Source organism: Paraburkholderia sp. FW306-02-B (assembly GCF_058782725.1).
This window is the reverse complement of record NZ_JBYSXZ010000001.1, coordinates 1,754,706-1,772,985: the sequence shown is the minus strand read 5'-3', so window position 1 is coordinate 1,772,985 and position 18,280 is coordinate 1,754,706. Positions and strand designations below refer to the sequence as shown.

The 18,280-nt window shown below is 64.2% G+C and carries 13 protein-coding genes; 7 read left to right on the top strand and 6 right to left on the bottom strand.

Annotation, left to right across the window (positions count from 1 at the left end; all coding sequences use genetic code 11):
- Positions 1 to 46: 46 nt before the first annotated feature.
- The 5 genes from def to AC3WOG_RS07805 form a co-directional block, all read right to left on the bottom strand.
- Positions 47 to 580, bottom strand: coding sequence for a peptide deformylase (gene def / locus AC3WOG_RS07825; RefSeq protein WP_492577446.1), 534 nt, complete (start codon positions 578 to 580; stop codon positions 47 to 49).
- Positions 577 to 2,643 carry an NAD-dependent DNA ligase LigA gene (gene ligA, locus AC3WOG_RS07820; RefSeq protein WP_492577445.1) on the bottom strand — a complete coding sequence of 689 codons (2,067 nt, stop codon included), beginning with the start codon at positions 2,641 to 2,643 and terminating at the stop codon, positions 577 to 579. Before ligA ends, def begins: the two co-directional genes overlap by 4 nt.
- A 189-nt stretch (positions 2,644 to 2,832) precedes the next feature.
- Complete coding sequence (locus tag AC3WOG_RS07815) at positions 2,833 to 4,104, bottom strand: cell division protein ZipA C-terminal FtsZ-binding domain-containing protein (protein ID WP_492577444.1); 1,272 nt, start codon at positions 4,102 to 4,104, stop codon at positions 2,833 to 2,835.
- 117 nt (positions 4,105 to 4,221) lie between these two features.
- Positions 4,222 to 7,740, bottom strand: a complete 3,519-nt coding sequence (gene smc, locus AC3WOG_RS07810; RefSeq protein ID WP_492577443.1) for a chromosome segregation protein SMC — start codon at positions 7,738 to 7,740, stop codon at positions 4,222 to 4,224.
- Positions 7,741 to 7,888: 148 nt separating this feature from the next.
- Entirely contained in the window at positions 7,889 to 8,887 is a 999-nt protein-coding gene (locus AC3WOG_RS07805) for a DMT family transporter (protein WP_492577442.1), read from the bottom strand.
- Between the two features lie 450 nt (positions 8,888 to 9,337).
- On the opposite strand from AC3WOG_RS07805, the gene dapC reads away from it, so the two are divergent.
- From dapC to cls, 6 genes are all read left to right on the top strand, one after another.
- A complete protein-coding gene (gene dapC, locus AC3WOG_RS07800; protein WP_492577441.1) occupies positions 9,338 to 10,555 on the top strand; it encodes a succinyldiaminopimelate transaminase in 1,218 nt (405 codons plus the stop codon).
- Positions 10,556 to 10,627: 72 nt separating this feature from the next.
- Entirely contained in the window at positions 10,628 to 11,455 is an 828-nt protein-coding gene (gene dapD / locus AC3WOG_RS07795; RefSeq protein ID WP_097389616.1) for a 2,3,4,5-tetrahydropyridine-2,6-dicarboxylate N-succinyltransferase, read from the top strand.
- Positions 11,455 to 11,820, top strand: a complete 366-nt coding sequence (locus AC3WOG_RS07790) for an ArsC family reductase (RefSeq protein WP_492577440.1) — start codon at positions 11,455 to 11,457, stop codon at positions 11,818 to 11,820. The genes dapD and AC3WOG_RS07790 overlap by 1 nt, the downstream gene beginning before the upstream one ends.
- Before the next feature lie 131 nt (positions 11,821 to 11,951).
- Entirely contained in the window at positions 11,952 to 13,091 is a 1,140-nt protein-coding gene (dapE, locus tag AC3WOG_RS07785; RefSeq protein ID WP_492577439.1) for a succinyl-diaminopimelate desuccinylase, read from the top strand.
- Between the two features lie 16 nt (positions 13,092 to 13,107).
- Positions 13,108 to 13,992, top strand: a complete 885-nt coding sequence (gene prmB / locus AC3WOG_RS07780) for a 50S ribosomal protein L3 N(5)-glutamine methyltransferase (RefSeq protein ID WP_492577438.1) — start codon at positions 13,108 to 13,110, stop codon at positions 13,990 to 13,992.
- Between the two features lie 216 nt (positions 13,993 to 14,208).
- Entirely contained in the window at positions 14,209 to 15,648 is a 1,440-nt protein-coding gene (gene cls / locus AC3WOG_RS07775) for a cardiolipin synthase (RefSeq protein WP_492577437.1), read from the top strand.
- 28 nt (positions 15,649 to 15,676) lie between these two features.
- Here cls and AC3WOG_RS07770 read toward each other — a convergent pair whose 3' ends face one another.
- Complete coding sequence (locus AC3WOG_RS07770; protein ID WP_492577436.1) at positions 15,677 to 16,156, bottom strand: glutathione peroxidase; 480 nt, start codon at positions 16,154 to 16,156, stop codon at positions 15,677 to 15,679.
- A 135-nt stretch (positions 16,157 to 16,291) separates the two neighbouring features.
- On the opposite strand from AC3WOG_RS07770, the gene AC3WOG_RS07765 reads away from it, so the two are divergent.
- The gene (locus AC3WOG_RS07765; RefSeq protein ID WP_492577435.1) at positions 16,292 to 18,226 is read left to right on the top strand and encodes an ATP-binding cassette domain-containing protein; all 1,935 of its coding nucleotides are present in this window, start codon (positions 16,292 to 16,294) and stop codon (positions 18,224 to 18,226) included.
- Positions 18,227 to 18,280: the final 54 nt, after the last annotated feature.

Here is an 18,280-nt window from a genome sequence, read left to right as displayed (position 1 = left end):
CTCCAGCGGCAGCGATGAACGAACTGCCACCGGGCAAAAGGCGGTATCAATCGTCGCTACCCGGGTCCAAATCCGGAAACAGAACTTCCGTGAAGCCGAACTGCGAGAAATCGGTAATCCGCATCGGATACAGCTTGCCGATCAGGTGGTCGCACTCGTGTTGCACGACACGCGCATGGAAGCCTTCGGCGACGCGATCGATCGGCTTACCGTACTGATCGAAGCCGTGATATCGGATCATCGAAAACCGGCTGACCGCGCCCCGTAGTCCCGGCACCGACAGACAGCCTTCCCAGCCCTCTTCCATATCCAGCGACACGGGCGTGACGGTCGGATTGATCAGCACCGTCTCCGGCACCGGCGGCGCGTCCGGATAGCGCTCGCTGTGCCCGAAGCCGAAGATCACCACCTGTAGATCGACGCCGACCTGCGGCGCGGCGAGACCTGCGCCGTTGGCGTCGTGCATCGTCTCGAACATATCCTTCACGAGTTCATGCAGTTCGGGGGTGTCGAAGTGATCGACCGGATTGGCAATGCGCAAAAGGCGCGGATCGCCCATCTTGAGAATATCGCGGATCATAACTGCCCCTCCAGGAGCTTACGCATACCATCTTCGTCGAGTACGGGGATGCCGAGTTCCTCCGCCTTCGCCAACTTGCTGCCGGCTTCGGCGCCGGCCACCACGTAATCGGTTTTCTTCGACACCGAGCCGGCCACTTTCGCGCCGGCCGCTTCGAGCATTTCCTTCGCCTCTTCGCGGGCGAGCGTCGGCAAGGTGCCGGTCAGCACGACCGTCTTACCGGCCAGTATGCCTTGCGGCGCCTTCGGCGCGGGCGGTCCTTCCGTCCATGTGACCTTGCCGGGCGCGCGCAGTTGCTCGATCACCGTACGGTTGTGCTCTTCGGCGAAGAACTGATAAATCGACTCGGCGACCACCGGTCCGACATCGTTCACCTCCAGCAATGCTTCGACCGATGCATCCATGATCGGATCCAGCGAACCGAAATGCCTGGCCAGATCTTTCGCCGTCGATTCGCCGACGTGGCGGATGCCGAGCGCATAGATAAAGCGCGCCAGCGTGGTGTGTTTGGCTTTTTCGAGCGAGTCGAGCAGATTCTGCGCGGACTTCTCAGCGAAACGGTCGAGTTCGGCGAGCGTCGCAAAGCCGAGGTTGAACAGATCAGCCGGCGTGCGCACCAGGTTCTCATCGACCAGTTGATCGATGATCTTCTCGCCGAGCCCGTCGATATCCAGCGCGCGACGCTGCGCGAAGTGCCACAGCGCCTGCTTGCGCTGCGCGGGACAGAACAGGCCGCCCGTGCAGCGTGCAATCGCCTCGTCCGGCAGCCGTTCGATGCTCGAGCCGCACACCGGACATTGCGTCGGCATGACGAACTCGCGTGCATCGTCCGGGCGGCGGTCGAGCAGCGCGCTCACCACCTCCGGAATCACGTCGCCGGCGCGCCGTACGATCACCGTATCGCCGATGCGGATGTCTTTGCGGCGCACTTCGTCTTCGTTGTGCAAGGTCGCGTTCGTCACCGTCGCGCCGCCGACGAATACCGGCTCGAGCCGCGCGACCGGCGTAATCGCGCCGGTGCGGCCCACCTGCACGTCGATCGCGACGAGTCTGGTGAGCGCTTCCTGCGCGGGGAATTTGTGCGCCAAAGCGAAACGCGGTGCGCGCGACACGAAGCCGAGCGCGTCCTGCTCATCGCGCCGGTTGACCTTGTAGACCACGCCGTCGATGTCGTACGGCAAGCTATCGCGCTTCTCGCCCACCGCATGGAAAAACCCCAGTAGGCCATCGGCGCCTTGTAGCACCGCTCGCTCGCCATTGACCGGCAAGCCGAGTTCCTTGTACCAGTCGAGCAGTTCGCTGTGCGTGGCCGGCATTTCGATGCCTTCGAGCACGCCGATTCCATACGCAAAAAACGACAGCGGCCGCTGTGCGGTGATCTTCGAATCGAGTTGCCGCAGACTGCCTGCCGCGGCATTGCGCGGGTTGGCGAATTCCTTTTGCCCGGTGGCCCGCTGACGTTCGTTCAGGCGCTCGAAATCGCGCTTGAACATCAGCACCTCGCCGCGCACGTCGAGCACCTGCGGCACGCGTTTGCCTTTGAGGTTCAACGGAATGGAACGGATCGTGCGGACGTTTCCGGTGACGTTCTCGCCGGTGGTGCCGTCGCCACGCGTGGACGCCTGCACGAAAGTGCCGTCGACATAACGCAGCGAAATGGCGAGGCCATCGAACTTCAACTCTGCCGCGTAATCGACCGGCACCGGCGGCTCGCTCGCGTTCTTGCCGAGCGCATCGCCCACGCGTTTGTCAAACGCAACGATGTCTTCATCCGCAAAGCCGTTGTTCAGCGACAGCATCGGCTGGTCGTGCACGACCGGCTCGAATCCGCTCGCCGCCTCGCCGCCCACACGCTGGGTGGGCGAGTCCGGCACGATCAGGTCCGGATGGTCCGTCTCGATCTGCTGCAGCTCCTTGAAGAGCTTGTCGTATTCCGCGTCCGGCAAGTCCGGCTGGTCGAGCACGTAGTACGCGTAGTTGGCGCGTTCGAGTTCCGCGCGCAGCCACGCGGCCCGCTCTGCCGGAGCGCTGGTTGCTGGATTTGAGACGGAGGTTCGGGCCATGCTGTCGGAAGATTCTTCGATGAAATTCAGACATTGGATTATCGCAGGAAAGCGTGCCCCTTTACATCGGCCGAATGGCCAGTTTCGTGCGTTCGCCAATCCTGCAAGGCGCCACGTGAAAGCACCGCCCAAAAACGCCGACGGCCGCACATCGTGCGGCCGTCGAGTACAACATGAAAGTCGGAAACGTTACTGGCTGAAGAGGCGCCGCGTGGCGGGCGAACCGGCCGGGATGCCAGCCTGCTCAAGCTTCGCGTACAGCGTCATTAACTGCTTTTCGATCGCCAGCAGCGCGGTTTCCGGCAACGGACGCCGTCCGTCGTCGACCACCCGCCCGCCGATGCGCTCGGCCAACGATTTCGCGTAATCGCACATCAGACGGAACGGCAGGATGTCTTCATCGGCCACCGGCACGTCGAGCACCAGCGTGATCATCTGGCCACCCTTGTACGTGAGGTCGTCGCGCAGGAAGTTGGTGTCGCCGAATTGCAGCATGAACACCGGGCTCTGCTTCGCGTCGAGCTTGACGAAGCGCGTGCCGTCGCGCGACAGCAGCAAGCCGTCCTGCGAAGCCACCGCCTGCACGTAGTTGGCGGACCACGGCGCGCCGTCGGAGAGCACGTTGATCGACAGTTGCGCGTCGCACTGCGCGGCAAAGCCGTCGAGTTCGCGCGCCATCGCGACCGTTTCGAGCATGTCGGGAAATTCCGGCGACGCGTCGAGTGCATCGGCAAACTGCTGGACGCCGGTCACGAACTCCGAAAACTCCAGTTCATTGAGCGCGCCGCTGCGATTGGCCAACTGCGCGGCCGCGCGCAGCTCTTCGTAGCGCGCGCCGTTTTGCAGCAGCTCCCACGCGCCGCCTTCGAGCTTGCCCTCGATATGCACCGGCTTGCTGCCGGCGCGGCGCAGACGCTGCGCGAGCGGGATCACCTTGTCGGCGGCCACCGGGCCATTCAGGCGAATCGGCACGATGCAGTCGATGCGGCGATCGACGATAGCCGGCGGCGCCGACGAAATCGTCGTGGCGGCGGGCAGGATCGGTTCGTTCCGCTCGCCCGCTTTGGCGGCCTTGCCAGCCTCAGCCGCCTCGCCACCTTCGGCAGCAGCTACACCTTCGGCTTCGGGATAGCCGTTCGGCGTAATCGTCTCGGCCTGAATATCGGCCGGCGTGTCGAGCGGCGCAGCTGTTGCACCGAAAGTCGGCTCGACGCGCGCCGCCGCCGTTTCCGCGGCCGCATCGGAACCCACCATCGGCTCGCGGCGTGTGGTCGGACGGGCCGGCTCGATGAACGGACTCTGTTCCTGCTGATCGTCCCGCGCGATGCTTTCAGCCGCGTCGGCCGGCATCGGCCGCGGCATCTTGCGGCGCACTTTCGCACCCTGCCACGCGTTGTACACGACCACGCCCCCGACCACCACGGCGCCCGCGCCGATCAAACCGAGTGTCAACTCGTCCATGCATGCTCCATCAGCAATTCTTCTGTCTGCGCGGCTCTGCGCCCGCCCCACGTATCGCGCGGCCGACGGCCGCTGCGGTGAACGCGGACGCCCGCGATGATCAACTTAAACGACAACTTAAACGATATTCTGGGCAAAACCGGCGGCCGTTTCCATGTCGACGGCAACGATCCGCGACACGCCCTGCTCCTGCATGGTCACGCCGATCAGCTGCTGCGCCATTTCCATCGCGATCTTGTTGTGCGAAATGAACAGGAACTGGGTCTTGTCCGACATCGCGCGCACGAGGTTCGCGAAGCGTTCCGTGTTGGCGTCGTCGAGCGGCGCGTCCACTTCGTCGAGCAGACAGAACGGCGCGGGATTTAGCTGGAACATCGCGAACACCAGTGCGGTGGCGGTCAACGCCTTCTCGCCGCCCGACAGCAGGTGAATCGTCGAATTCTTCTTGCCTGGCGGCTGCGCCATCACCTGCACGCCGGCGTCGAGAATTTCGTCGCCGGTCATGATCAGCCTGGCCTGGCCACCGCCAAAGAGACGCGGGAACAGTTCGCCGAAATGACGGTTCACTTCGTCGAAGGTGCCTTGCAGCAGCGTACGCGTTTCGCCGTCGATCTTGCGGATCGCGTCTTCTAGCGTTTCGATCGCGTTGGTCAGGTCGGCCGATTGCGAGTCGAGGAACGTCTTGCGCTCGCTTGCCGCCTTCAGTTCGTCCAGCGCGGCCATGTTCACCGGACCGAGCGCGGCGATCGCGTTGTTGATCCGCGTGACTTCGCCTTGCAGGTACGACGGCTTCATGTCCGGCGTGAGCTTGGCCTGCAATTCGGCTTCGTCCACGCCGGCCGCGACCAGTTGCTCGATGAACTGCTCGCCGTTCAGGCGTGCGGCCTGTTCCTTCAGTTGCAATTCGTTGATGCGGTCACGCAGCGGCTGCAACGCACGCTCGGCGGTCAGACGGGTTTCGTCGGCAGCGCGCAGCTTGGCAGTCAGATCGTCGAGTTCGAGGCGTGCGGCATGCAGCGCTTCTTCCTTGACCGCGCGGATATCGAGCGCGTCCTGCAAACCGGTGTGCGCGGTCTGTTCGTTGATCGTTTCCAGCTCGGCACGCGCATCGTCCAGCGACGCGGCCACGCGTTCGCTCTGCTCATGCGCGACCTGGATGCTGCGCTTCAATTCGTCGATGCGGTTCGCCATGTTGCGCGCGGCAAAGCGCGCGTCGGTGGCGGCACGGTCGAGATCGCGCGATTGTGCGCGCGCGGCGGTGAGTTCTTCATCGAGCGCTTCGAAGGCCATCTGGTGATCTTCAAAACGTGCCTGCAATTCGGCGAGTTCCGCGTCGTGGCGCTCGAAGTTCGCTTCCGACTCGGTACGCATCGCGCGCTGCGCTTCGATCTGCGCGGTGATTTCTTCGAGTTCTTCGCGGATCTGCGTGCTGCGCTGCATGTAGCGCTCGTGCGCTTGCGTGAGCTTGAGCACGTCCATCTGCAATGCGTGGACACGTTGCGTCGCGCGCTCCGACTGCTGGCGCACGTCGGTCAGTGCTTGCGCAGCTTGCGTGTGGGCAGCTTCGGCGCGGATCGCGGCAGCCTTCGCCTCGTCGGCAAGCAACGCCTGCGCGCGCACCTGGCGCGTCAGGTTTTCGATTTCCTGCTGACGGGCCAGCATGCCGGCCTGTTCGGAATCGGCGGCATACAGTTGCACGCCGACGCGCGTCACCACGTGGCCAGCCTTGACGACGAACGAACCGCCTTCCGGCAACTGCGAGCGCATCGCGAGCGCTTGCGCCAGATCGTCGGCGACGAACGCGAGGCCGAGCCAGTCGTTCAGCACCGCGCGCAGGCCTGCGTCGTCGATGCGAACCAGCGACAGCAGCGGGCGCAATGCGGGCGGCGTAGCGGCCGGCTGGCCGGCCACCGGGGGCGAATAGAACGCGAGCTTGGCGGGCGGCGCATCGGTGGCGAACGCCTTGACCCAGTCGAGGTTCGACACTTCCAGAGCGGCGAGCCGCTCGCGCAGCACCGCTTCGAGCGCGGTTTCCCAACCGGCTTCGACATGCAGCTTCTTCCACAGACGCGGCAAGCCGCTCAACTCGTGCTTTTCAAGCCACGGCTGGATCTTGCCTTCGGTCTGGACGTTTTCCTGCAATTGCCTGAGCGCGGCAAGCCGAGCGTCGAGCTGATGAATCTGCGCGCTCTCCGACTGCACGCGTTCTTGCGCGCTGCGGCGCTCGCCATCGAGGCGCGGCAGCGTTTCCTGCGCATCGGCCAGGCGGGCCTGGGCGTCGTGGAGGATTTCTTCATGCTCGGCGAGCTGCATGCGCAGGTCTTCGAGCTGCGCTTCGTCGGGGGCATCCAGTCCGCCGGCTTCCGACTTCAGCCGCTCGTGACGCTGCTGCAACTGCTGCAATTGCTGATCGGCATTGCGCTGATGCGCGGCTTCGAGCTTCAGCGCCTGTTCGGTCTGCGCAATGCCGCCGCGCTCGGCGTTCAATTCCGTCTGCGCATCGCGCCAGCGCGCTTCGAGCGCCGGCATCGCGTCGTGCTTGGCGGCGGCTTCGTCTTCGGCCAGCGCGGCTTTTTCTTCGGCAACGGCGAGTTGTTCTTCGGCGTCTTCGAGATCGCCTTGCGCCTTTTCGGCCTGCGACTGCCACTGCTCGCGCTGCGCGGTCAGCGCAGCGATCTGCGCCTGCACGCGGTTGCGCGACTCGACGATGAACTTGATCTCGGCTTCAAGACGGCTGACTTCGGCATTCGCCTCGTACAGCGCGCCTTGCGCGCCCTGCATCGCGTCGCTGGCGGAGTAATGCGCGACGCGCAGCGTTTCGAGTTGCGCCTCGACTTCGCGCAGCTTCGCAGTCTGCGCCTCGAGGTCGATCTGCGCCTGTTCGATGGCGCGCTGCTGGCGTTCCTGCTCGCTGCCGGCTTCGTTCTTGCGCAACAGCCACAACAGGCGCTGCTTCTCTTCGCCGTCCGCCTGCAAATCCTTGTACTTGGTCGCGACGATCGCCTGCGCCTCGAGCTTCTCGAGATTCGAACCGAGTTCGCGCACGATGTCCTCGACCCGCGTCAGATTCTCGCGTGTGTCGTGCAGACGGTTCTCGGTTTCGCGGCGGCGTTCCTTGTACTTCGACACGCCGGCGGCTTCTTCGAGGAACACGCGCAGCTCTTCCGGCTTCGCCTCGATCAGGCGCGCGATCATGCCCTGCCCGATGATGGCGTAGGCGCGCGGCCCGAGGCCGGTGCCGAGGAAGATGTCCTGAATGTCGCGGCGGCGCGCCGGCAAGTTGTTGATGTAGTAGCTCGAAGTGCCGTCGCGCGTCAGCACGCGCTTGACGGCGATTTCGGCATACTGGCCCCACTGGCCGGCGGCGCGGCCGTCGGCGTTGTCGAACACGAGTTCGACGCTGGCGCGGCTACCCGGCTTGCGCGCGGTCGAGCCATTGAAGATCACGTCCTGCATCGATTCGCCGCGCAGCTCGGAAGCGCGCGATTCGCCGAGCACCCAGCGCACGGCATCGATGATGTTGGACTTGCCGCACCCATTGGGACCGACCACGCCGACTAATTGGCCCGGAACCTGGAAATGCGTGGGATCGACGAATGACTTGAAGCCAGCGAGTTTGATCGAGGTCAGACGCACGGCGATATCGCTGATTGAAAAGGGAAAATAAAGGTGACTCGTGAAGGCCGCGCAAGCCGTTTGCCGATGCAGCGAAACGGCCCGTGAAGCCTCGCGAAACGGGCGCTAATCGCGCGCGGTCAAGCGCGCGTTAGCTAATGAGAGGCAATCATACCATCGCGCGCGGACGGTTCTGACGGTCCTTACGGTCTGCGTCATGGCCGGCGCCGTGGTCCACGCCGGGGCCGGCATCCTCTTTGGTCTGATCAACCGGGCTGGCCTTGGTCCGATGCACCCAACTGGACAACGCGGAGGCCAGTACGATGCACGCGCCACCCGCCCATTCGCGCGGGCCGGGCGTCTCGCCGGCAAAGAGCCACGCGGACAAAGCCGTGATCACGATCTCGAACAGCATGATGATCGATGCCCGATTGGCCGGCACACGCGAGAGACCGTACTGCACCAGCATATTGTTCGACGCCAGCAGAAAACCGAGGCCGAGCACCAGCAACGCGGCCGTGCCGAGATGCCCGCCGGTGGGCGGCGCGGGCATTGCTTCGAACAGCGAGGCGCAGGCGCTGAACAGCGCCGCGCCGCCGAAAATCGTCGCGGTGCGCATTTCGGGCTTCATCTCAGGCAGCACGCGGCTCGTCTTGAGGATCAGCACGTTACTCATCGCGAAGCCCATGCCGCCGGCAAGGCCCGCCCATTCGGCGAGATTGCCCGGCGCCGGGATGCCCAGTTGCGGCGACCATAGCATCGTCATTGCGCCCGCCAGCGACAGCGCGGCCAGCCCGGCTCCGGCCCACGTCAGCCGTTCATGCAGGATGAAGTGCGCGAACAGCGCGGTCCATGCGGGAGTGAGATAGAACAACAGCAGCACGCGCATCACCTGGCCGTGGATCGAACCCCACACGAAGCCGAGATTGGTGATGCCCGCTGCCAGGGCCAGGGCGGGTAGCAGCCAATGCCAGCGTACGGTTTTGAGTGCGCGATAGCGCACCAGCAGGACGAACAGGCAACCGGCGCCGCTCGTCAGCGCGCTTGCCGCCGTGCCGGTTACCCCGAGCGCCGCCAGCGTGCGCAGCGGATACCAGATCATCCCCCACACCGACGCGCCCAGCATGATCGCGAGCGTCGGCCAACCGTTGCGAAGCCAGTTGGTCATGACGCGCTCCTTGCGCAGGCGCTGGCGGTGTTGCTGCCACGGACGACGGCGTCGTTGCGCCCGCTTCGTCCGGCATGTGTCTCGATGATTGTTGTGACGTACATCACTGCTCCTGCTTCCTTTCACGCGAACCGTCCGCGGTTCGCGTCATTCCCGCTGCGGCGCACTGACTGCGCCGCCTGGCGGGTTGCGCCGTATTCGGCGCGGCGCGGGCCGGCATGTCATGCCAGCTGCGCGCACGGGGCATAGGGCATGGGGCCCATGCTCGGCGCGCCCGGCTATGCGTTCCACGCCGGCCACGCCGCGCGGCGCGCCCCACGCTGGGCGCGCCCCGCTATAATCATCCACTCGCCGCCGCTGCCGTCCGTTTCGCGTGTTTCATGCGTTTGCCGTCAGCGCGCGTGCCCAGCATCCCTCTGCGCCCCTCTTCGATCAGGCTCGATCCGCCCAGTGAACCCGCTACTCGACTCCCTCCAGCCCTATCCGTTCGAAAAGCTGCGCGCGCTTTTCAAGGACGTCACGCCGCCGGCCGGTCTCGCGCACATCAGCTTCGGCATCGGCGAGCCGAAACATCCCACGCCGGCACTGATTCGCGACGCCGTGGTCGCGTCGCTCGGCGGCTTGTCGGCCTATCCGGCGACCATCGGCTCGCTGCCGCTGCGTGAGTCGATCGCCCAGTGGGTCACGCGGCGCTACAACCTGCCGCCGGTCGACCCGGCCACCCAGGTGTTGCCGGTGTCGGGCTCGCGCGAGGCGCTGTTCGCGCTCGCGCAGACGGTCATTAACCCGAAACGGAATGCGTCGGGCGAGCCTGCGATCGTACTCTGTCCGAATCCGTTCTACCAAATCTATGAAGGCGCGGCGATCCTGGCGGGCGCCCAGCCGTACTTTGTCAATAGCGATCCGGCACGCAATTTCGCCTGCGACTATTCAGCGGTGCCCGCCGACATCTGGGCCCGCACGCAACTGCTGTACGTGTGCTCGCCGGGCAATCCGACCGGCGCCGTGCTCACGCTCGACGACTGGCGCGAGCTGTTCGCGCTGTCGGACCGCTACGGCTTTGTGATCGCGTCGGACGAGTGTTATTCGGAAATTTACTTCGACGAAGCCAACCCGCCGCTCGGCGGTCTGGAAGCCGCGCACAAGCTCGGCCGCGGCTTCGAGCGCCTCGTGATGCTGTCGAGCCTGTCCAAACGCTCGAACGTGCCGGGCATGCGCTCGGGTTTTGCCGCGGGCGACGCCGACATCCTCAAAGCCTTCCTGCTATACCGGACATACCACGGCGCAGCCTTGTCGACGGTGTTCCAGAATGCCAGCATCGCGGCCTGGAACGACGAAACGCACGTGCGCGAGAACCGCGCGAAGTATGTGCGGAAGTTTTCCACCGTGACACCAATGCTCGCCGGGGTACTCGACGTGCGGCTGCCGGACGCCGCGTTCTACCTGTGGGCCGACGTGTCGCGCACCGGCCTCTCGGACACCGGGTTCGCCCAGCGCCTCTACGCCGACTATAATGTGACGGTTCTGCCGGGCTCGTTCCTCGCGCGCACCGCGCACGGCGTGAATCCCGGCCGCAATTTCGTACGCATGGCGCTCGTCGCCGATGTCGACGAATGCACGCAAGGCGCACAACGAATCGTCGATTTTTGCCGCGCGCTGGCGGGTTGAGGCTTTATCGCCAATAACGCTCGCGCATCGCATCCTCTTCTTCAGACTTCAACTCTTCGATAAAACACGCATATGTCGCAACAACTTCAGCAGATCATTGACACCGCCTGGGAAAACCGCGCAGACCTGTCGCCGAAAGCCGCGCCGGCCGACGTGCGCGAGGCCGTCGCGCATGCGATCGAACAACTGGACAAAGGCGCGCTGCGCGTCGCTGAAAAGAAAGACGGCGACTGGGTTGTCAACCAATGGCTGAAGAAAGCCGTGCTGCTGTCGTTCCGCCTGGAAGACAACGTGGTGCAACCGGCTGGCGGCTACTCGCAGTTTTACGACAAGGTGCCCTCGAAGTTCGCCAACTACACCGCTGAAGACTTCGCCGCCGGCGGCTTCCGCGTGGTGCCGCCCGCGATCGCGCGCCGCGGCTCGTTCATCGCGAAGAACGTCGTGCTGATGCCGTCATACACCAACATCGGCGCGTATGTCGACGAAGGCACGATGGTCGACACGTGGGCAACCGTCGGTTCGTGCGCGCAGATCGGCAAGAACGTCCACCTGTCGGGCGGTGTGGGCATCGGCGGCGTGCTGGAGCCGCTGCAGGCCAATCCGGTCATCATCGAAGACAACTGCTTCATCGGCGCGCGTTCGGAAGTGGTGGAAGGCGTGATCGTTGAAGAAAACTCGGTGATCTCGATGGGCGTGTACCTCGGCCAGAGCACCAAGATTTACGACCGCGAAACGGGCGAAGTCACGTACGGCCGCATTCCGGCGGGCTCGGTGGTGGTGGCGGGCAATCTGCCGTCGAAGGACGGCTCGCATAGCCTCTACTGCGCCGTGATCGTCAAGAAGGTCGACGCAAAGACGCGCGCGAAGGTCGGCTTGAACGAGCTGCTGCGAGGCGATTGATGGCACGCGGCACCAAAACCGTCGTCTACGGCATCCCGAACTGCGACACCGTGAAGAAAGCCCGCGTGTGGCTGGAAGAGCACGGCGTCGAGTTCGAATTCCACGACTTCAAGAAGCATGGCGTGACCGAGCCGCTCGTACAGGATTGGCTGAAAGACGTGAAGCTCGACACATTGCTGAACCGTCGCGGCACCACCTGGCGTGCCCTGTCGGACGACATGAAGTCGGCGGCGGATACGCAATCGGGCGCGATCGCGTTGATGATCCACAAGCCGTCGGTGATCAAGCGGCCGGTGCTCGTTGTCAACGGGCGTGTGAAGTCGCTCGGTTTTGCGGCGGACGAATACGAAGCGCTGTTTGCGTGATCTGACGCGCAAGATCGAACGCATCAAGAAGTCAAGCGTGGCCCCGCCGCGTTGCTCAAAAGCTGTTGCCGGCTGCGGTGCTGCACCGCCAGCCGGCATTTTTTCATTTCAAAGTGGCTTGTACTGAATCCATGTCCGGCACCCTCGCCCTTACCGAACAACTGATCGCGCGCGCCTCCGTGACGCCCGACGACCAGCATTGCCAGCGCCTGCTGATCGAGCGCCTGTCCGCGCTCGGCTTCGAACACGAGACGATCGAATCGAACGGCGTGACCAACCTGTGGGCCGTCAAACGCGGCGTCGACGGCACGCGCGGCAAGCTGCTCGCGTTCGCCGGCCACACGGATGTCGTGCCGACCGGCCCGCTCGAACAATGGAATTCGGCACCGTTCGCGCCGACCCATCGCGACGGCAAGCTATACGGACGCGGCGCGGCCGACATGAAGACGTCGATCGCCGGCTTCGTGGTGGCAAGCGAAGAGTTCGTCGCCGCGCACCCCGCGCATCGCGGCTCGATCGCGTTCCTGATCACGAGCGATGAAGAAGGCCCCGCCACCGACGGCACCGTCAAGGTCGTCGAAGCACTGCAAGCGCGCGGCGAGCGCATGGACTACTGCATTGTCGGCGAGCCGACGTCGAGCGCGCAGTTCGGCGACACGGTAAAGAACGGCCGGCGCGGCTCGATGTCGGGCAAGCTGATCGTCAAGGGCGTGCAGGGCCACATCGCCTATCCGCATCTGGCGAAGAATCCGGTGCATCTGCTGGCGCCCGCGCTGGCCGAACTGGTCGCCGAACGCTGGGACGACGGCAACGAATACTTCCCGCCCACCACCTGGCAAGTGTCGAACATTCACAGCGGCACCGGCGCGAGCAACGTGATCCCGGGCCACGCCGACGTGCTGTTCAACTTCCGCTTCTCGACGGCGAGCACGGTCGAAGGTTTGCAAGCGCGCGTACACGCGATCCTCGACAGGCACAACCTTGAATACGACCTGCAGTGGACCGTGAGCGGCCTGCCGTTCCTCACGCCGCGCGGCGATCTGTCGAACGCGCTAGCGAAAGCGATCAAGGACGAAACCGGCGTCACGACCGAACTGTCCACCACCGGCGGCACCTCGGACGGCCGCTTCATCGCGCGCATCTGCGAACAGGTGGTCGAATTCGGCCCGCTGAATGCCAGCATCCACAAGATCGACGAGCATATCGAACTTGCTCACATCGACCCGCTGAAGAACGTGTATCGTCGCGTGCTCGAACAACTGATCGCCTGACCAGGGAATATTTGCGATGACGCTCCCGTTTTCCACCGTCCGCGACCTGCTGCGTTTCGCAGTGTCGCGCTTCAATCAGGCCGAGTTGTCGTTCGGCCACGGCTCGGCCAACGCTTACGACGAAGCCGCCTATCTGATACTGCACACGCTGCATCTGCCGCTCGATCTGCTGGAGCCGTTTCTCGACGCGCGTTTGAGCGCCGCCGAAATCGACGCCGTGCTGAATGTGATCGAACGCCGTGCCGGCGAGCGCGTGCCGGCGGCATACATCACGCAGGAAGCGTGGATGCACGGCTTCCGCTTTCACGTAGATGAGCGCGTGATCGTGCCGCGCTCGTTCATCGGCGAACTGCTGCAGGACGGCCTGCAACCGTACGTGGAAGATCCCGAGCAGGTCGGCGCGGTGCTCGAACTGTGTACCGGCTCCGGCTGCCTCGCGATTCTCGCGGCGCACGCGTTCCCGAATGCGGATGTCGATGCGGTCGATCTGTCGGCGCCCGCGCTCGAAGTCGCGACGCGCAACGTCACGGACTACCACCTCGACGACCGCATTGCGCTCTTCGAAGGCGATCTGTACGCGCCGCTCGCCGAGCGCCGCTACGACGTGATCATCAGCAATCCGCCGTATGTGAACGCGGCGTCGATGCGGGAACTGCCCGCCGAGTACAAGCACGAGCCTGACATGGCTCTGGCAGGCGGCGCGGACGGCATGGATATCGTGCGCCGGATCATCGGCGAAGCGCGCAACTGGCTGACCGACGACGGCGTGCTGGTGGTCGAAATCGGCAACGAGCGCGCGAACGTCGAGGCAGCGTTCGGCGGCCTCGACCTCGTATGGCTGTCGACCAGCGCCGGCGACGACAACGTGTTCCTGATTCAGGCCGCGGATCTGCCGGTCTGACGCTGTATCGCTTCTTATCGCTTCACCTGCCGATGCGCGCGGCGGCCTATCACTGTCCGCCGTGCGCAACGCGCCTCGCCTCCTTGCGCTTCACCACAAAGCCGTAAATCGCCGTAACGCCCCCCAACGCGCGCGCGTTCGGTAAGATGGGCGCGGTCGACTGCCCACGGCGACTTCAAGCCACCTGGCAGCGCCCCGGAAACCCTTCAGCCGCCTATGCAATTCGACTTGCTTCACATCGGCCCGCTGGTCGCCCTCGCCCATATCCTCGGCGCGATCGCCGCATGCCATGCGATTCTGAACACCCGCACGTCGCAAGGCGCGATCGCGTGGGCGGTGTCGCTAGTCGCGATGCCGTATCTGACGCTGGTGCCGTACCTGTTCCTCGGCCGCAGCAAGTTTGCCGGCTACGCGGACGCCCGCCGCACCGAGAACGAATTGCTGCGCACGCGCGCGCATCCGCTGGAATGGGATACGCGGGACTCGTCGGCAGGCCTGCCCACGGAAGAACTCGGCGCGAGCCTCGTGCATTCGTTGACGCGTCTGGGGGGCATGCCGTTCCTGCCGGGCAATTCGGTGCGCACGCTAGTGAACGGCGAAGCGACCTTCGAGGCGATCTTCGAAGCGATCGAAGGTGCGCGCCACTATGTGATCGTGCAGTTCTTCATCGTGCGCGACGATGCGCTCGGCGCGATGCTCAAAGACACGCTGATCGCGAAAGCGCAGCAAGGCGTACGCGTCTACTTTCTGTACGACAGCATCGGCAGTTTCGATCTGCCCCACCGCTATGTGGCGGCGCTGCGCGCGGCCGGTGTCGAGACGCACCCGTTCGCCACCAATCGCCGTTTCGTCAACCGTTTGCAACTGAACTTCCGCAATCACCGCAAGATCGTCTCGGTCGACGGCGAGCGCGCGTTTGTCGGCGGACACAACGTCGGCGTCGAGTATCTCGGCGGCAAGCCGCCGCTCTCGCCATGGCGCGACACGCATGTCGAAGTGCGCGGCCCGGCGGTTGCCAGCATCCAGTTCGTGTTCACCGAAGACTGGCATTCGGCAACCCAACAGTTGCCGAAATTCGACATCCCGCCATTCGAGCCGGCCGGTCAAGGTATGCACTGTCTCGTGATGCCGAGCGGCCCGGCCGACAAGCAGGAAACCTGTTCGCTCTTCTTCGTCCAGGCGATCACCGCGGCACGTGAGCGGATCTGGATCACCACGCCTTACCTCGTGCCCGACGAGGCGGTGTTCGCGGCGCTGCGGCTTGCGGTGCTGCGCGGCGTGGATGTGCGCATCCTGATTCCGTGCCGGCGCGACCATCTCGTCGTGTTCGAAGCCTCGAAACTCTATGCGTACGACTCGCTGCGCGCGGGCATCCGGATTTTTCGCTACCAGCCGGGCTTCCTGCACCAGAAGGTCGTGCTGATCGACAGCGTGGCCGCGGCGATCGGCAGTGCCAATCTCGACAATCGCTCGTTTCGCCTGAACTTCGAGATCATGGTACTGACCGTGGACCGCGGTTTTGCCGAAGAAGTCGAAGCGATGCTGCTGAAGGATTTCGCCGAGTCGCTCGAAATCGACTGCAACGATTACCGGCAAGCGAGCGCGTTGCGGCGCGTGCTGATGCACGTCGCACGGTTGTTCTCGCCGATCCTGTAGCTGCCGCTCCGCTCCACCGCCCGAAGGGTTACAGCAGCTTCTCGACGTCTTCGGTAATCGCCTCCGGCTTGGTCAGCGGCGCATAGCGTTTGACCACATTGCCGTCGCGGCCAATCAGGAACTTGGTGAAATTCCACTTGATCGCCTCGAGCCCCAGCAGGCCCGGCGCCTCGCCCGTCAAGTAACGAAACAGCGGATGTGCGTTCGCGCCGTTCACGTCGATCTTGTCGAACATCGGGAAGGTCACGCCGTAGTTCTTCTCGCAGAAACCGCCGATCTGCGCGGCGTCGCCCGGCTCCTGCTTGCCGAACTGGTTGCACGGAAAACCGAGCACCGCGAGGCCGCGCGCCGCGTAGGTGTCATAGAGCTTTTGCAGGCCCGCGTACTGCGGCGTGAAGCCACATTCACTCGCCGTATTGACGATCAACAGCACCTTGCCCTGATAGCGCTCGAGACTGACTTCCTCGCCGCCGAGCGTGCGTGCCGAATACGAATAGATCGATGTCATGTTTTCTCCCCGTGAAAGCCTTCAGTCTATGCTAAATGCCTCGCCGGTACAGTCGGCCGAATGGCCGATCCTGGCTGAGCGCCCGGTGTCAGCCCCGGCAGTCTAAAATAGCGGTTTTCTTCAGCCGGCCTCTTCGTGATCCGCTTTAACCAGTTCAGCCTCGCGCGCGGCACCAAGCCGCTCTTCGAAAACACCACGTTCACCCTCAACCCCGGCGAAAAGGCCGGCCTGGTGGGGGCGAACGGCGCGGGCAAGTCGACGCTGTTTGCCGTGCTGCTCGGCGACCTGCACGCGGACGGCGGCGATTTCTCGATCCCGCCGACCTGGCAGATCGCCCACGTCGCGCAGGAAACGCCCGCCGCCGACAAAACCGCCCTCGCCTACACGCTCGACGGCGACGCCGCGTTGCGCGCGATCGAAGCGTGTATCGCCGAAGCGTCGGCCGCGCATGACGGGGCCGCCGAAGGCGAAGCGCACGCCGCGTTCGCCGACGCCGACGGCTACACCGCGCCCGCCCGCGCCGAAGCGCTGCTGCTCGGTCTCGGCTTCACGCTCGATCAGACGCGCGAGCCGGTCGGCAGCTTCTCGGGCGGTTGGCGCATGCGGCTGAATCTCGCGCAGGCGCTGATGTGCCGCTCCGATTTGCTGCTGCTCGACGAACCGACCAACCACCTGGACCTCGACGCGATCGTCTGGCTCGAAGACTGGCTGAACCGTTATCCGGGCACGCTGGTCGTGATCTCGCACGACCGCGAGTTTCTCGATTCGGTCTGCAATGTGACACTGCATCTGGAGTATCAGCAGATCAAGCGTTACGGCGGCAACTACTCGCAGTTCGAAATCCTGCGCGCGCAGCAGATCGCGTTGCAGCAGAGCGCGTATGAGAAACAGCAGCGCACCGTCGAGCATTTGCAGAGCTACATCAACCGCTTCAAGGCTCAGGCCACCAAGGCGCGCCAGGCACAAAGCCGGGTGAAGGCGCTCGAAAAGATGGAACTGATCGCGCCGGCGCATGCGTCGTCGCCGTTCACGTTCGAGTTCCGCACGCCCGATTCCGCGCCGAATCCGATGATGGTGATGGAAGGCGTGCGCTGCGGCTATCGCAATGACGGCGTCGAGATTCCGATCGTCGAGCATGTGATGCTGTCGATTCAGAACGGCCAGCGCATCGGCCTGCTCGGTGCGAACGGCCAGGGCAAATCGACGCTGATCAAGACGCTGGCCGGCACGCTCGAAGCACTCGGCGGTCATGTGCGCGAAGGCAAGGGTCTGCGCATCGGCTACTTCGCGCAGCACCAACTGGAAACGCTGCGCCCGGACGACACGCCGTTGCAGCATCTGGCGCGGCTCGCGCCGGATACGCGTGAGCAGGAACTGCGCGACTTCCTCGGCAGCTTCAACTTCTCCGGCGAGATGGCGACCTCAAAAATCGCGCCCTTCTCAGGGGGAGAAAAGGCCCGCCTCGCGTTGGCGCTGATCATCTGGCAAAAGCCTAATCTGCTGCTGCTCGACGAGCCGACTAACCACCTGGATCTCGAAACGCGTCATGCACTGACCATGGCGCTCGCACAGTTCGAGGGCACGCTGATTCTGGTATCGCACGACCGGCATCTGCTGCGCGCCACGACCGATCAATTCATGCTGGTTGCCAGGCATCGTCTGCAGGAATTCGACGGCGATCTGGACGATTACCGCGACTGGCTGCTGCAACACGCGGCTGAACAACGCGCGGCGCTGAAAGCCGGCGCGGCATCGAATGGCGCGGATAGTGCGGACAATGGCGTCAATCGCAAGGAACAGCGCCGTCTCGAAGCCGAAACGCGGCAAAAGCTCGCGCACCTGAAAAAACCGCTGCAAAGCCGTATCACGAAGATCGAAAAGGAAATGGACTCGCTCAACGCGGAAAAAGCGACGCTCGATGCGTTCGTCGTCGATCCGGCGAGTTACGATCCCGAGCAGAAAAGCAAACTGACGGAGGCGATCCGCCGTCAGGCAGATGTGAACGCGCGCCTCGAAGCGCTCGAAGCCGAATGGCTCGACGCTCACGAGGAACTCGAACAAATCGGCTAGCGGGCACGCAGTTCTCAAGTCCGCGCCGGCATCGATCAGGGGTTGGCCTTGTCA